Source organism: Enterocloster sp. HCN-30185 (assembly GCF_037890305.1).
Lineage (GTDB): Bacteria > Bacillota > Clostridia > Lachnospirales > Lachnospiraceae > Enterocloster.
The window spans coordinates 98,830-114,314 of record NZ_JBBKBT010000010.1 but is presented as its reverse complement, the minus strand read 5'-3'; the positions used below and the strand labels follow the sequence as shown (position 1 = coordinate 114,314).

15 protein-coding genes and 1 other RNA gene are annotated in these 15,485 nt (G+C 47.6%); 3 read left to right on the top strand and 13 right to left on the bottom strand.

Annotated features, from left to right (window positions below):
* Positions 1–455: 455 nt before the first annotated feature.
* The 12 genes from WKT10_RS11595 to WKT10_RS11540 form a co-directional block, all read right to left on the bottom strand.
* Entirely contained in the window at positions 456–1,172 is a 717-nt protein-coding gene (locus tag WKT10_RS11595) for a CvpA family protein (RefSeq protein WP_340277316.1), read from the bottom strand.
* A gap of 22 nt (positions 1,173–1,194) precedes the next feature.
* Positions 1,195–2,025 (bottom strand): Cof-type HAD-IIB family hydrolase, encoded by an 831-nt coding sequence (locus WKT10_RS11590; protein ID WP_340277314.1) that lies wholly within the window; start codon positions 2,023–2,025, stop codon positions 1,195–1,197.
* Positions 2,022–4,133, bottom strand: coding sequence for a hypothetical protein (locus WKT10_RS11585; RefSeq protein WP_340277312.1), 2,112 nt, complete (start codon positions 4,131–4,133; stop codon positions 2,022–2,024). The genes WKT10_RS11590 and WKT10_RS11585 overlap by 4 nt, the downstream gene beginning before the upstream one ends.
* A 30-nt stretch (positions 4,134–4,163) precedes the next feature.
* Positions 4,164–4,760, bottom strand: coding sequence for a recombination mediator RecR (gene recR / locus WKT10_RS11580; protein ID WP_066542971.1), 597 nt, complete (start codon positions 4,758–4,760; stop codon positions 4,164–4,166).
* Positions 4,760–5,116: a YbaB/EbfC family nucleoid-associated protein gene (locus WKT10_RS11575; RefSeq protein ID WP_337434542.1), complete on the bottom strand. Its 357-nt coding sequence runs from the start codon at positions 5,114–5,116 to the stop codon at positions 4,760–4,762. The genes recR and WKT10_RS11575 overlap by 1 nt, the downstream gene beginning before the upstream one ends.
* 58 nt (positions 5,117–5,174) lie before the next feature.
* Positions 5,175–6,866, bottom strand: a complete 1,692-nt coding sequence (gene dnaX, locus WKT10_RS11570; protein WP_337434541.1) for a DNA polymerase III subunit gamma/tau — start codon at positions 6,864–6,866, stop codon at positions 5,175–5,177.
* A gap of 12 nt (positions 6,867–6,878) precedes the next feature.
* On the bottom strand, positions 6,879–7,958 hold the full coding sequence (locus WKT10_RS11565) for a 6-phosphofructokinase (protein WP_066542978.1): 1,080 nt from the start codon (positions 7,956–7,958) through the stop codon (positions 6,879–6,881).
* A 206-nt stretch (positions 7,959–8,164) separates the two neighbouring features.
* An RNA gene (gene ffs, locus WKT10_RS11560) (signal recognition particle sRNA large type) lies at positions 8,165–8,426 on the bottom strand.
* A 104-nt stretch (positions 8,427–8,530) separates the two neighbouring features.
* Positions 8,531–9,112 (bottom strand): ABC transporter ATP-binding protein, encoded by a 582-nt coding sequence (locus tag WKT10_RS11555; protein ID WP_337933706.1) that lies wholly within the window; start codon positions 9,110–9,112, stop codon positions 8,531–8,533.
* 3 nt (positions 9,113–9,115) lie between these two features.
* Positions 9,116–9,865, bottom strand: coding sequence for an ABC transporter permease (locus WKT10_RS11550; RefSeq protein WP_337933705.1), 750 nt, complete (start codon positions 9,863–9,865; stop codon positions 9,116–9,118).
* Between the two features lie 5 nt (positions 9,866–9,870).
* Positions 9,871–10,905, bottom strand: coding sequence for an ABC transporter substrate-binding protein (locus WKT10_RS11545; RefSeq protein WP_340277305.1), 1,035 nt, complete (start codon positions 10,903–10,905; stop codon positions 9,871–9,873).
* Positions 10,906–10,929: 24 nt separating this feature from the next.
* A complete protein-coding gene (locus WKT10_RS11540) occupies positions 10,930–11,541 on the bottom strand; it encodes a Crp/Fnr family transcriptional regulator (protein WP_340277303.1) in 612 nt (203 codons plus the stop codon).
* A gap of 233 nt (positions 11,542–11,774) precedes the next feature.
* Here WKT10_RS11540 and WKT10_RS11535 point away from each other — a divergent pair, with 233 nt between their 5' ends.
* Genes WKT10_RS11535 through WKT10_RS11525 form a run of 3 tightly spaced genes read left to right on the top strand, consistent with a single transcriptional unit; the run spans position 11,775 to position 14,151 of the window.
* Positions 11,775–12,491 (top strand): GTP-binding protein, encoded by a 717-nt coding sequence (locus tag WKT10_RS11535; protein WP_337933699.1) that lies wholly within the window; start codon positions 11,775–11,777, stop codon positions 12,489–12,491.
* Positions 12,479–13,222 carry an ATP-binding cassette domain-containing protein gene (locus tag WKT10_RS11530; RefSeq protein ID WP_337933698.1) on the top strand — a complete coding sequence of 248 codons (744 nt, stop codon included), beginning with the start codon at positions 12,479–12,481 and terminating at the stop codon, positions 13,220–13,222. The genes WKT10_RS11535 and WKT10_RS11530 overlap by 13 nt, the downstream gene beginning before the upstream one ends.
* Positions 13,219–14,151 carry a hypothetical protein gene (locus tag WKT10_RS11525; protein ID WP_340277301.1) on the top strand — a complete coding sequence of 311 codons (933 nt, stop codon included), beginning with the start codon at positions 13,219–13,221 and terminating at the stop codon, positions 14,149–14,151. The genes WKT10_RS11530 and WKT10_RS11525 overlap by 4 nt, the downstream gene beginning before the upstream one ends.
* A gap of 11 nt (positions 14,152–14,162) precedes the next feature.
* On the opposite strand, the gene WKT10_RS11520 is transcribed toward WKT10_RS11525, so the two are convergent.
* On the bottom strand, positions 14,163–15,317 hold the full coding sequence (locus tag WKT10_RS11520) for a glycerate kinase family protein (RefSeq protein ID WP_340277299.1): 1,155 nt from the start codon (positions 15,315–15,317) through the stop codon (positions 14,163–14,165).
* Positions 15,318–15,485 lie beyond the last annotated feature (168 nt).

The window sequence follows — 15,485 nt, the reverse complement described above, 5'->3', positions numbered from 1 at the left end:
CGCTCGCAAGCAACTCTGACATTCTATCATAAGTCGTTTTGCTTGTCAACAACTTTTTTATTTTATTTTTCGTTGTTGTTTTTTGTTCTCAACAGCAACTTTTATATCTTATCACAAGCAACTGTATCTGTCAACAACTTTTTTAACTTTTTTCAAAGTCATTTCCACTGTTTTCGCAGTGGAATTATAATATAGCATTTTACCGTTTAAATGTCAAGGGAATTTGTTCCATTTTTTTCAACAATTTTTAATGAAAGTTTACGCCCAAGCCCAAACCACAATATATGCGCATTTTACAAACATATTCCTATATATAGTGATTTAAAAAACAGAGCCGATCGCAGCATAAACTTGCTGTTTACGCTTGAATTATTTAAATTGAAGATATTATTATGTGAATATATTAAATATGCGCTTCCGTAAATATACGGCAGCGCACAAATATACAGCCTTTATTAAAAATTTCCTCTTATAAAACCGCTGAACAGAAAATCCAGGGGATTGTATTGATACAGAAACGAAAGCCAGCTGCTGGCGCGAATCTGCTGTTCAAGAATCAGTCCTATGGGTGCGGCTTCAAAAAATTTCAGCACTATGCCTGCAATCCATAAAATCAGAAACCCCTGAGCCAATCCCAGAAAGGCTCCCGCCAGCTGATTTAAACCGCATATAATGGGAAGTCTCGCAATCAGATCCAGCCAGTAAATCAAAAAACGAATCAGGACATAACTTAAAATAAAAATAAGCACACTGCAGACAACATGGATTGCCATATCAGCCAGACATGCTGTAATATATTCTGCAAACTGCTCCACTCCCAAAATATTGTAAAACTCGCTGTTATTATTTTCTATCAGCATATCCTTTATAAACTGGGGCAATTTCAATCCTTCAATGACTGTTCTCTGAGAGGCCGGCGCCTGTATGTTGTCCTTCCCCGATTCATTCCAACCGGATATTGTCAAAATAATCTCGGCTGCCCGGCTGTGGATCTGAGGATTGCTCTCAATAAATTCTGTCACTGATGGCGTGACTATCTTCACAAGACAAATGGTAAGTACCAGTGCGCCCACTGAAACGCATTGTCTCAAAAATCCTCTATGATGGCCATATAAAACCATTCCTATCAAAAATACGGCTGCCGCAATGGGCAGCCAGTGTTCCATTATCATGCCTTACTTCTTTCGGTATTTATTATTTAAGTATCCAGGTTTGGATGGCAGCTGCCACTCCGTCCTGCTCATTTGTAAGTGTTACCTCATCTGCAGCAGCCTTAACATGGTCAGAAGCATTTCCCATAGCAACCCCAGTTCCAGCCGCTTTCAGCATGGAAATATCATTTTCACCATCTCCAAAAGCCATTGTTTCTTCCCTGGGGATACCAAGATGATCTGCCAGCCACAAGAGTGCATTTCCCTTGGTCGCCGCCTCTGCATTTATCTCCAGATTATTATACATGGAGGAGCTGATTGCAAGGCCTTCAACAGAAGACAGCTCTTCCCGCAAACTCTCTTTGTCTGAAAGATCTGCCAGAAAAACGTTTATCTTTTCAGCACAGTTTTTTGTTTCAACCATATACTGATAAATATCCGGCACTACATCTCTGGTAGCTCTCACCAATTTCTGAACAGCCGGACTGATTCCAAATTCTTCCATATGTTCAAAAAAACTGGATTGTGTAATACCGCGTCCCTGTACATATGGATCATACATCACATGGTATTGTCTGACTATGTCCAAAATCTGAAGTGCCTGTTCATTAGAAAGAACGCACTGGCTTAACCGCCTTCCGGTTTCCAGATCCACCACTGCACCGCCATTGGTCGTAATGGCATAACGAACTCCAGGGATCGCACAAAGCTCCTTTGGAACCCCATCTGCCGGGCGTCCAGTAGCTGGTACAACCTGTATGCCCCGACGGGCACATTCCGCCAGAGCCTGTATATTATTTTCCGACAGCTGTTTCTGATCATCTAAAAGTGTACCATCCAGATCAAGGGCAATCAAACGAATCTGTTTCTTCATATAAAATGCTCCTCTTTCAGAATAAGAAGTCCTGCTTTGTCATATTTGGAAGAGAAAAGCCCTGTCATTTTTTTGAATAATGACGGATTTTCTGCCTTATCTGCAGCCTCTTCGATCAGCGCTTCTGCAGCAGCCTTTGTCAGCTTTTCCCCATCCTCTTCCATAATTTCGATTCGTTCATAAAGAGCCAGCATGCTCTTGCCTGAAATACTGCAGTCAATACTGCCGGCATATTCACAGGCATATTTTGCAAACTCATCAATATCCATTTCCTGCTCAGGTTCTTCCAAAACAGGCTCTTTCTCAGTCTGTACCGGAGGTTCGGGAACCAGAGGAATTACCTGTCTGCGTTTCGCCGCAGCCGGCTTAGCTGCCTGTACAGCCTCTCTTGTTTCTCCAGCTTTTTCGGATGGTGCTGCCGGCCTCTTCTCTTCTTCCGTTTCAGAAGGGTGAAAAGCTGCCTGATACGCAGGACGGGACGGAAGAACATTTCCCTTCGTCTCTATCGCTTCCTGCTCAACCATCTTTTTCATGCGGACAGGTGCCGCAGATGCAGGAGCTTCATGAAGCCTCACCGCACGAACCGGACGGTTATCCGGCTCTGCTTCTTTCTCCTGCTCCTTCACAGAGGTCCCAATGCACTCAAACCTCTTAGCCAGTCCCGGATAGGTTTTGTGGAGCTCCTCCAAACGCTCTGCGGTATCGATCAGCACCACACTCATACCGGTTTCATCTCTTGCCATAAGCTGATTGAGCTCCTGAAGAATCGACTCATTCATATCTCCGGCCTGTTCGATAATCAGGTCTTTTCCCGTAAGCTTGTCTGACAGAGTAAAAATTCCTCTGTTATTTAAACGGGCTCCTGTAATCTTTGCAGCCTGATTTTTAGCGCCTGTTTCCTGATGAATCCGTTTTAATGTCTTTACCGCCAGCTCAAAACCCTTTTCCGGTTCATCTGCCTCAATCATCAGATGATTTGATCCGCTATACATCGGTCCTTTTTTCAAATGACGTATATCCGCCAGCACCTGTGTCTGGGCCGCCTGAGTTTCCTCGCTGTATCCATGCTCCTCTGCCAGCTGGGACATTTCCTTCGCAAGATCCTCCTGAGCTTCGGCCTCGTGAAGCTGTGCACGGAGAGTTTCGTCTTCTTTTGATGAGCCGGAAACAACTTCCGGCTCAGAAGACACCTCCGGCTCACTGTCCGCTTCTGATTCTTCTTCCTCACAGGACAGCTCCTGTTCCTCTTCAGGCTCCTGTACAGCATTGGAAAAGGCTTCTTCTTCCCCTGTTTCTTCGTCGTCAAACACCGTCTCTGGCTGCTCCTCTAAAACTTTCTCTTCCGGTTCAGGCTCTTTTGTATAGGCTGCTTCCTGCTGATACACATAAGCATCCTCTGCTTCCTGCTCTTCCTGTGCATCTTCCTCATCAATCGGAAGAACCATAGGCTTTTTCTTATTATATTCTGTTTCTACAGCCTTCAATCGGGCCTCATATTTATCCTTATTTTCCACCAGATCCATCTGATAGTCTGTAAGGGGAGCATACTGAACCTTTAAGTCAATCGCCTTGTCTACATATTTTCCTGTCCCAAACATAAGCATAATCTTGTCACAGGTCATCACACAAAGCTGCTCCATATGGGCCTCATTATAAAGCTCTGCCAGCTCATAAAGCCATTTCTCATCCAGTTCTACATTGCAGTACTGCTCCAGAGTATGGATCAGCTGCTCTACCGGCGCTCCCTTAGCTCCCAAAATCAAATAGCGCAGAACGTACTGTCTGGGGTCTTCCGGAGCCAGCTCACAAAATTCCCGGTAATAATCCTCTGCCTCATCCGGACTTCCTTCTTTAATTGCCAGCTCGGCCAGCTTGTACAGAAGGCGCTTTCCCATAGGGGCCCGTTCAAAAGCCAGAAGGAGAATATCCTTTGCTTCCTGATATTCTCCATTTTTTTCATAAACCCCGGAAACCATAGACAGGATATTGATATTGCGAACTCTTCTCCAGTCAATGGTATCCGCGATCTTCATCGCTGTCTCAAAATCTTCTGAGGCAATTTTCTTCTTAATCTGATCAATCCTTAAATTAAACTCATATTTATCCATCTTATGCATCTCCCTGCCGTAAGCGGCATTTTAAAGCTCGGTCCTTCCTTCCAGCGCCCGAAGCAGCGTTACCTCGTCGATGTATTCCAGATCTCCGCCTACGGGCACACCGCTGGCGATCCGTGTAACTCTGATCCCGGTCGGCTTGATCAGCTTGCTGATATACATTGCTGTCGTTTCGCCTTCCAGACTGGAATTGGTTGCAATAATAACTTCCTCCACATCCGACTGAAGGCGCTGCATTAACTCCTTCAGCTTAATATCATTAGGGCCAATCCCCAGCATGGGAGAAATCGCTCCATGGAGCACATGATAGACTCCGTTATATTTGCCGGTTTTCTCATAAGCCGCCAGGTCGCGGGTGTTTTCTACTACCATAATCGTACTGTGGTCGCGTTTTGTACTGCTGCAGATTGGACAAAGCTCCTTGTCTGTGAGCGTAAAGCACTCTTTGCAGTAGCGGACATTATTTCTGGCGCCGGTCATGGCTCCTGCCAGCTGTTCTACCTGCTCCTTAGGCATATTTATGATATGAAACGCAAGTCTTTGAGCAGATTTTGCGCCTACTCCGGGGAGCTTGGACAATTCTTCGATCAGTCTGCTGATCTGACTGCTGTAATAATCCATTAGAAAGGAAAGCCTCCGCCTAAAGCACCGCCCAGTCCTCCGGTCAGTCTGGACATGGCCTCTGCACTGTCGGCCTCCATCTGGCGGAAGGCCTCATTGGTAGCTGCCACGATCAGATCCTGAAGCATCTCAATATCATCCGGATCCACTACCTCTTCTGCCAGCTTAATAGAAACTACTTCCTTTTTGCCGGAAACCGTTACTGTTACCGCTCCGCCGCCTGCTGCTGCTGTATATTCCTTTTCCTCTAATGCCTTTGTTGTCTCTTCCATCTGGCGCTGCATACGCTGTGCCTGCTTCATAAGATTATTCATATTTCCCGGCATACCGCCCGGGAATCCGCCACGTTTTGCCATGGTGATGTTCCTCCTCTTTCTGTCTGGCCTTTACAGGCCTGTTTTATATGAAAATATATCAGTCTTCGTAAGTAATATCCATATGGATCTTTTCTTCCAGATCCTCTTTTGTAACGTAAATAGTATCCAGACGTTCACCCCGGCCTGCCAGTCTTGTTTTAAAATAAATGGATTTGCCGTAGGCAGCCTCTACTTTCCGCTCCAATTCTCCAATCACCGTAGGGCGCTTGCCCATATCATAGCTCATAGGGTCTAAAAATACAATGGTAAGACAGCCTTCCCCTCCGGGTTCTACTACGGTATCCCGCAGATAGGATCTGGCTCCGCCGCCGATGCTGCGGACAATTTTGGCCCATTCATTGCGTATGAGGTTTAAATCCTCCAGCTGCGCTTTGGGAAGGGAAATGGTTTCTGCCGCTGAACCCATTGAAATTCCGGCAGACGTCTGTCCCGAATCACCGGAAGGGGACTGCTGCAAACTGCCTGCAGGATCGGAGCCGGCTGACGGCTGCCCCGGAAGGCCACAAGTTCCAAAGGCAGCCATACTGCCTGCCGCTCCATAAGTCCCCTGGCCTGCGCTGATTCCTCTGGCCTCTATATCCTCTAACTGTTCCTCCAGCTGATGAATCCTCTGTAAAACAGAATCCAGATCCGGCTCCATAGCCGGGTGTGTCAGACGGATCAAAGCCACTTCCAGCAAAACACGTTTCTGGCTGGCATAGCGCAGCTGGCTGGACAAATCTGAAAATACCCGTATATAGCGCATAAGGGTATTTCCGTCTGTCTTAACAGCATCTGCCTTCAGCTGCTTTAGATTCTCTTCCGACAGATCCACTAACCCCTCTGGATCATCTGCACTCTGAACCAGAAGAAGATTTCGCAGATACCAGATGAAATCTGTAACAAACTGTCCCAGCTCCCGGCCCTGAATTACAATTTCTTCCAGTTCTGTGATGCAGTCGCGGGTTCTCCCATCTGCAACCGCATTGAACATACGGCTGAATACGCTGGAATCCACTGCCCCCAGAACCTCAAGGGCATTTTCATAAGTCAGAAGTTTGCCGTAATGGAAGGCAACACACTGATCAAGCAGGCTTAAGCCGTCTCGCAAAGAGCCATCAGCAGCCTTTGCAATATACATTAGCGCCTTATCTTCTGCCTGGATCTGCTCTGCCTGAGTCAGCTCTCTTAACCGGTCTGCAATGGTTTCCAGAGAAATGCGCTTAAAATCATATCTCTGGCATCGGGATAAAATCGTAATAGGAATCTTATGAACCTCTGTAGTCGCCAGAATAAAAATCACATAAGCCGGCGGCTCCTCCAATGTTTTTAACAAAGCATTGAAAGCTCCAATGGAAAGCATGTGAACCTCATCAATGATGTAAACTCTGTATTTTCCCTCTGTCGGCGGATACTGTACCTGTTCCCTGATATCCCGGATATTTTCCACGCCATTGTTAGAAGCCGCATCAATCTCCACCACATTCATAGAGCTTCCCTCTAAAATGGCGCGGCAGGAAGCACACTGGTTGCATGGACTTCCATCGATCGGATGCTCACAGTTTACTGCTCTGGCATAGATTTTTGCAATACTGGTTTTTCCCGTACCTCTGGTTCCGCAGAACAGATAGGCATGACCGATCCGATCTGAAGTAATCTGATTTTTTAGTGTCTGTACTACCGGATCCTGGCCCTTAACATCCTCAAAGGACACCGGCCGCCATTTCCGGTATAAAGCCATATATGACATAGGGCCTGCTCCTTATTCGTCTCCGAAACTGATCCCGACCATTTTTGCCTCCTTTATCATGGAGCATCCAGGATCCACGGTCTTTAATTTACCCGCCACCTCAGAGAGAGGCACCTTGGTAATCTCATTATTTTTTAAAGCCACCATATAGCCATATTCCTCATCTGCAATCAGTCTGGCTGCAGCCGCACCCAGTCTGGTAGCAAGCACACGGTCGTAAGGACAAGGTTCTCCTCCTCGCTGCATATGTCCTGGAACAGTGACGCGGACCTCGCTTCCTGTCACCTCCTGGATTCTTGCTCCAATCTCATAGGCAACCGACGGATAAACCACTCCGTTCTTTTTCTTTTCCTTTAATTCCTTTTTCGTCATGCCGGCATCTTCTTTTGAAATAGCCCCCTCTGCCACTGCCAGAATAGAAAAACGCTTGCCTGCTTTGGAACGCTTTGTGATCGCATCGCAGACTACGTTGATATCATATGGGATTTCAGGAAGAAGGATAATGTCGGCTCCGCCAGAAATGCCTGCATAAAGGGTAAGCCAGCCTACCTTATGCCCCATAACCTCTACAATAAATACACGGCCATGGGAAGCGGCTGTGGTATGGATACAGTCAATGGCATTGGTCGCAATCTCCACTGCACTGTGAAATCCGAAGGTCATATCCGTTCCCCAGAGATCATTATCAATAGTTTTGGGCAGGGAAACCACGTTAAGGCCCTCCTCGCTGAGGAGATTGGCTGTTTTCTGGCTTCCGTTTCCGCCGAGAACGACCAGACAGCTGAGTTTCAGCTTTCTATAGGTATGCTTCATAGATTCTACCTTATCCAGACCATTCTCATCCGGCACACGCATCTGCTTAAAAGGCTGGCGGGAAGTTCCCAGGATCGTTCCGCCCTGAGTGAGAATACCGGAAAAATCGGATGGCTTCATAATATGGTAATCTGCATACATCAGCCCCTTATAACCGTCCTCAAAACCAATGATCTCTACATCATCCAGCATATTATATAAGGATTTTGCCACACCGCGCATAGTAGCGTTTAATGCCTGGCAGTCGCCACCGCTGGTTAAGATTCCTATTCTTCTCATATTGCGTTCCTCCATTTCAGAGTGTCAGACTCTGCATACCGGCCGTGTGGGCACTGATACGCAGGAATGGTTATATTATACCCATTTTGTAATTATAGCGCAAAGGGAATATTGGGGCAAGTGTAAAATAAAAACGAAAAAGGCCTGAGAATACACCGCCAGATCCGCGCTGCTTTTTCTCAGGTCTCATATATTCATTATAAAATCCACGCACCTTGCTTTGTGCAGGCATCACGGACGTTACTCATGCAGTTAGCTCGATCCAGGCTGCCTTACGGCACACGAGAGCTTCTGCTTAGTGCTGCTACATTCCTGTCCTGACACGGTTCACAGATTCCCGTTGCGTAAGACCCAAACGTCAACGCCACTTACATAAGGCAGCTCCGCAATGTTCTGCCCGAGGCAAGGTATCACCCCTGCTGGAGCGGATTGCAGGTTCAGGGCACCGCTATCTCCCCGGCTGCGTGGAAAGCTTATGACTGGGTTATAAATGAATTGCCTATTTAGTATAGCGTTGGGGGGCGGGTTTGTCAAGGAGATTTAAATCTCATGCCACGACATGCCCATACTTTTTACTTTAATCCTGTCAGTAACTCGGTCACTCCCAAAACCTCTAGCTCCGCAGCATCATGAGTAACCAGCAGCACCGTCCGCTCCATACACCGACGTCTGGTATCTTCCATCACCAGACGCTTTGTTTCCCGATCCAATCCCCTAAAAGGTTCGTCCAAAATCAGAAAGTCATAATCAGCCAAAAGCCCACGGAGAATCGCTACTCTGCGCCGTTGTCCTCCTGACAGTTCCCGTATAGGCTGACCGATGCAGTCTGACAGTCCAACCGCCTTCATAGCATTCGCGGCTTCTGCCCGGCCAAGTGCCGGAGTCACCAGACGCAGATTCGATACGCCATCCAATTGATTGCACAAACGATCCTCCTGGAATACCGCACTGATGCAAAGACCGTTCAGACCATCAATCCGTCCACTGTCTGCCCGTTCCAGTCCCATAAGAATACGCAGCAGTGTGGTTTTTCCCGCTCCCGAAGGGGCCATCAGTCCGGTAATACGCCCGGCTGCCAATGTACCGGAAACATTGCACAGCACTGCTTTTTCTCCAAAAGACTTGCACAATCCACGAATTATAATATCCTGCATAACTCACATCCTCTCCAGATACCGAGCAGCCCGCTTCAGCAGCATCAAAAAAGACCTTTCAAAAAACAGACTGATTAACACAATTACCAACGTCCATGCAAACAGATCCGGCGTATCCAGATAAACCTTAGCCAGTTGAAGCTGCTCGCCAATCGAGCCAGTGGGCATACCAATGACCTCAGCGGCAATTCCCGATTTCCAGCACAGTCCGAGAGCAGAGGAACAGGCAGTCTGAAAATAGGGCAGTATCTGTGGCAGATAAACATAGCGGATCCTCCGAAATGTAGGAATTCGAAACAGCTGCACCATCTCCAACATCTGCTTGTCCATAGCACGGAGCCCTCCCAGAATACCGGAATACAGAACCGGAAGAACCATCAGAAACGAAATAAGGACAGACAGGTTACGGGAAGAAAATAATATCAGGGCAAGGATAATAAACGAAGCCACCGGAATTGATTTCACTGCTAGCATAAAGGGTGCCAGCAATTCTTCCAATATGCGCTGTCTGGCAGAAACCCCAGCCAGCATTGTGCCTGCCATTGTACCTAATAAAAACCCTGCTGTAATCCGCAGCGTAGAGAACGCAACGGCTTTCCAAAAATCCAACTCTACAGCCAGTTCTACCAGACGAAGCAGAACACGAACAGGGGAAACCAGCAGGATCTGCTGATCCAAAACCAGCACACCTGCCTGCCATACAAAAAGCCATACAAAAATTGCCCAGGGTCTAAGAATCTCAATGCGCTTCATACCGGTCATCGCTTGTAATAAAAATCATCGTCAGGAAGAGTGCCACCTACAGACTTAACATTCTGTTCAAACAGGACGGAGAGATAGCCTGACAGCTTTTCTTTCATTTCGCTCCCTTCTATAAAAACAATATTGCAGGAGGGAATCGCTTTCTGTGCCACTTCCGAGGCAACGATCCCATAGGAGTCCATCATTTTTGCCGCTTCATCAATGCTACTGTTGACATATTCCACTGAGGTCTGGCAGCAGTCCAGAAAATCGGAAACAGCCTCGGGATGCTCTTTTACAAAAGCGGTGCGGGCCACCACAACCCCTGTAACCAGCGCAGAAGGATCCACGCTGTCTGCCTGCAGTTTGTTCCACTCTTCCGTCAGATCCAACGCTACCCGGATACGGTCGCTTTTACTCTGGGCAGTAGTAACAAACGGCTGAGGCAGCATGGCAATGGAATTCTCCTGGGCCGTCAGCGCAGCCAAGCATTCTGCCGGTTCGCTTTTCCACTCGATTATCACATCGCGAACCGGATCAATCCCATTCTGACTTAACACATAATTCAGCGCATACTCTGGCGTATTACCTTTACCGCTTGCATAAATGGTTTTTCTGCGCAGATCATCAACCGAACGAACGGTATCTCCACTCTCTGTAATATAAAGAACTCCCAGCGTATTGATTGCTAGAACCTGCACACCGCCATTTGTATTGTGATAAAGGATGGAAGCCAGATTGGCAGGAATCGCGGCAATATCCGTTGTCCCCTGAGCTAAGGCCGCAGAAACTTCATCCGTCATAGAAGTAATGGTAAAATTATAGCGGCCGTTTTTCTCAGTTCTGGCATCATTTTCTGTCATAAACTGCACCATTCCCATAGATGTAGGGCCATTGAGCGCCATAACATTTACTTCTGCGGCTTCCATTTGGACAGACTGGCTGACAGAAGGTTCCTGAGAAACAGAAGGATCGCGAGAAACAAGGGTGCATCCGGCAAGCAAGGCTGCGGACAGAGAGAGAAAACAAACAAACGACAAGAATTTTTTCATAATAATGTTCCTTTCTGCATTGGTTTATTTGGTGTTCGATGGGTAATAGAGCATCTCTTCCAGCCGTCTCAAATTTGTGACATAAAACCGATTTCCGCAGGCTTCAACAGCGCCCGCGGACTGGAGAGCAGCCAATTCCCGAAACAACGCTGCCCGGCTGATTCCCAGATGCCGTGCCAGATCTTCCCGGGAACCGCGAAATATAACTTCTCTGTTTTCATTTTGACTGGCAAGCAAAAAAGCAATCACCCGTCCACGGCAGGACTGCATGGTAAGCAATTCAATTCGTTTCAAAAGAAATTGGATCTTCTCGCTACAGACAGCTGCAAAACGCAATGCAAAAGCGCCGTTGCAGGACATCACCTCCTGCAGCACAGATTTGGGAATATAAAGCACCTCTGTTTCTATGGCACAGCGGAGTACAGTTTCCAATTCGAAGTGCGCCAGAAGATTACAGATTCCAAAACACTCCCCAACCGACAATTCATTGAGCAGGATGTCTTTTCCGTCTAAGGCAACAGAGTAAACCTCGACTCTTCCCGCAGTGATCAGTCCGATCGACGGAATACCTCTTGGAATATCACTGAGAATCTGTCCGCTCCGAAAGGTCTGAGAAAACACGCTTTTTTCGGGCAATATAACGTCCGACAAAAACGCGGAAAGTGCTAATTTGCAGGATAGTTCTGTTTGTTCCAACACCTCACCTCATTTTTATATAATTAGTCATTACTAACTCACAGATATTGTACATTCTTTTTAATGATTTTGTCAAGAAAAAAAGAATCTGTGACAGTCTCATCTGATATTGACAAGGACTTTGCACAGATGGTAAGTTACAGTTAACCTCATGGTCGGGAAGGAGTATACATATGCTAGATCACATCTTTTTATTTTCTGGAGCCTCAGCAGTAGGAAAAACCTCTGTTTTGCGCTCTCTGATTCCTCTGCTGCAGCATAAGGGCGCAGGCCCCTGTGTCTGCAAAATCGACTGTCTGCAAAGCGAAGACGCATCTGTATTTGCTGAAATGAACCTCCCCTGCGTCACAGGACTCAGCGAAGATATTTGCCCAGATCATTTTCTGGTGTCCAATTTGCCGGAATTGTGGGATTGGGCCAATAGCCAGGGCTGCGATACTCTGGTAATTGAAACGGCCGGGCTATGCCATCGGTGTTCACCTGCTACCACACATATGATAGCAGGCTGCGTTCTAGACTGCACTGCTAGTTGTAAAGCACCCGGTCAACTGGGCCCTATGCTCACTCAGGCAGACTTTGTGGTACTGACAAAAACAGATATGGTCTCACAGGCTGAACTAGAAATTATTTCCTCGAAAATTAGTGAGCTGAACCCAAAAGCGGCGCTTTTCCCGGTAGACGGTCTAGCCGGATATGGAGCCGACCGTTTGGCACAGTGGCTGCTAGAACAGCCCTCCAACTGCGGATCCAGAGAAGACGAACTTCGCCATACCATGCCGAGCGGTGTCTGCTCCTATTGTGTGGGAGAACGCCGGGTAGGAGGAGCATTTCAACAGGGAGTCGTAGGAAAAATTAACTTTGGAGAGGAGACACCGCTATGGAAAACCTGACCATTCTTCCCGGACGCAACCGGCAGGGACAGCCAGAAGACTTTATATCTATCCATCTTGCACGCGGCAGGTTATACACAATTGTGGGGAACACAGGATCCGGAAAGTCCCGGCTTATTAAAGATGTAGAACAGCTGGCTCAGGGGGATTCCGTTACTGGACGCACGATTCTGTTAGATGGAACCCCGGTATCCCGCTCCCGCCGGCAGATGCTGTCGGGACAGATGGTAGCCCATCTTGGGCAGAATATGCGCTTTGTTCTGGACACAACGGTAAAAGAGTTTTTGCAGCTCCACGCCCGCTGCCGCAGCCGACAAACCACACCCGAAGAAATTCTGGAACTTGTAAACGACATCACACCGGAACCCGTATCATTGGAGCAAAACCTCAACCAGCTCAGCGGCGGACAGTCCAGAGCCCTGATGATCGGGGATATCTCCCTTATTTGCGACAGCCCCATTGTACTGATTGATGAAATTGAAAATGCCGGGATCGATAAACAGAAAGCCCTAAATTTACTTTGCCGACAGGACAAACTGGTTCTTGTTGTAACACATGATCCACATACTGCTCTTATGTCTGAGCAGAGGATCGTACTTAGCGGCGGCGCTATTACCGCAGTAGTGAGGCGTACTCCGACCGAAGAAATCCTCTATCGGCAATTAGAAACCGAATACCAAAAACAGCGCCTATATCAGACGCTGCTGCGGAAAGGAGAACCTCTTGTATGAGACACATCTTGCTTTACTGGAACCACATCTGCGTGCTTCATCGTCAGGAAAAAACATTTCTGGATGCGCTGGCTCAGCGCCTGCTTTCTGATGAAATTCAACTGGAAGTACGCTATTTCGGATTGGGATATCCCGAGCATATGTCAGAGTATCTTGCTCGCCCGGATGCTATTTTACCGGATTTAATCGTATCGGCAGATCTGGAAGTTTTTGAAGATACGGATATCTTTTGCAAGCTAAATCATTCGTTATATCCTGTGCGGAGCTGGATACCGCTGCAGTCCGGCCCGATGTTAGATGCCGTAGAACGAGGATCATTTCTGCTTCCGTTCCTGTCCATCCCTCTGGTCTACTATACCAGAGAACCTGAGATCTGCAGACGCACCGCTCTGACCGACTGGAATGGTTTAGCATTTGGAGGAATCAACAACTCTGCAGTAAAAACCGTAGTAAAAACCGTTTGGGAACGGTGGGGAAGTCAGGCTGCACAAAGGCTGCTTGAGCGCAGTTTGGTGACCGATATGCCCATTGGTGCGTTCCAAGCTGTACGCCAAAAACAGGCCGCCACAGCGCTTGTGCCTTCTCTGTATGCCCTGCGAGCGGATGGGCAGGAGACTTTCCTGCAAATACCGGAAGAAGGACCTGTTTTAATCCCATCCTATTTCTGTGCCCGTACCTCGATACCACAGTCGATTGCCTGCCGTATGGCAAAAGAAATTTTGTGTCCGGAACTCTGCTCCTTCTACGCAGCCAATGGAGATCTGATCGTTTATCCGGAACATACCTCCCAAAAAAGCCGACAGGAATATTCCGGTGCCTGCTGTCCTTCTGCACCGTGGCTTGAACGATTGACACATGAAGAATTTTATCATCTTTACTGTCAGAAACTTCCAAAAGCATCCGACTGGCAGGCTGATCTTAAGCCGTAAGGCATTCCATATCATTCAATGCCCTCGACCCCCACCGCCCGCATCACCCGAAACACCTGCTCTGCCGTATCCGCCATGTTGGATGCGGCTGTTTTCGGATCCATGGCCTCCTCTAAGGATACAACTGAGCGGAGAATGGGGAAAAAGGCATCAATTCCGGCATTGTTGCAGGCAGCTGCATCTCTGGTTACAGCGCCTGCAAAAGCCAGAACCGGCTTTCCAAAGGTTTTTGCAAGGCGGGCAACTCCCTCCGGCGCTTTCCCCATAGCAGTCTGAGCATCCATGCGGCCTTCTCCGGTGATCACAATGTCTGCATCCTTAATATAATCTGCCAGCCGGGTTTCCTCTAATACCAGCTTAATCCCGGATTCCAGCACTGCATTTGTAAATGAGAGAAATGCGAATCCGAGGCCGCCTGCCGCTCCCGTTCCCGGCTGCTTTGGATCTGCTTTCGGGAAGGCCTGGCGTGCCAAAGCCGCATATCGTTCCAGCCACTGGTCCATCTGAACAATCATCTCCGGCGTTGCACCTTTCTGCGGACCGTAAACGGCACTGCAGCCCAGATCGCCGCAGAGCATATTCGTCACATCACATGCAATATAAAAATGGCAGTCTGCCAGCTCTGGAAGCACATTTTTATCAGAAATGGTTTTTAAAATTTCCAGCCCCTGCGCACCATACGGCACCTGTCTCCCCTCTTTATCCAGAAAATCGTATCCCAACGCCTGAAGCATTCCCACACCGCCGTCATTGGTTGCACTTCCGCCGATTCCCATGATAAAACGCCGGCAGCCTTTGTCCATGGCATCCCGGATCATTTCTCCTACTCCATAGGTAGTGGTGAACAGCGGATTTCTCTTTTCCGCAGGCACCAACGTAATGCCCGCAGCCTGAGACATTTCCATAATCGCCGTATGTGTGCTTTCAATGATACCGTAACGGGCTGTAACCGGTTCGCCCAGAGGGCCTGTTACGGAAATCTCATGGATCACACCATTCATTCCTGCTGCCAGAGCGTCTACTGTCCCCTCTCCTCCATCCGCAAGAGGACGCACCTCTACCAAAGCGTCCGGATAAACACGCCGGATACCGGTTCGAACGGCATTCCCTGCCTCCATTGATGAAAGACTTCCTTTGAATGAATCAATTGCAACTGTTACCTTCATATCCGCTTCCTCCGTAATTGATCTGAGACTGTTCTTCTTTGAAAACATTTATGCTTCTATTATAACTGTAAAATAAAGAAATGGATATGTTATCTGAAATATTTTTATGTTATAATCTTCTGTACTGCATCTGATTTAAAACAATATCATTTTATAGATAATAAAACT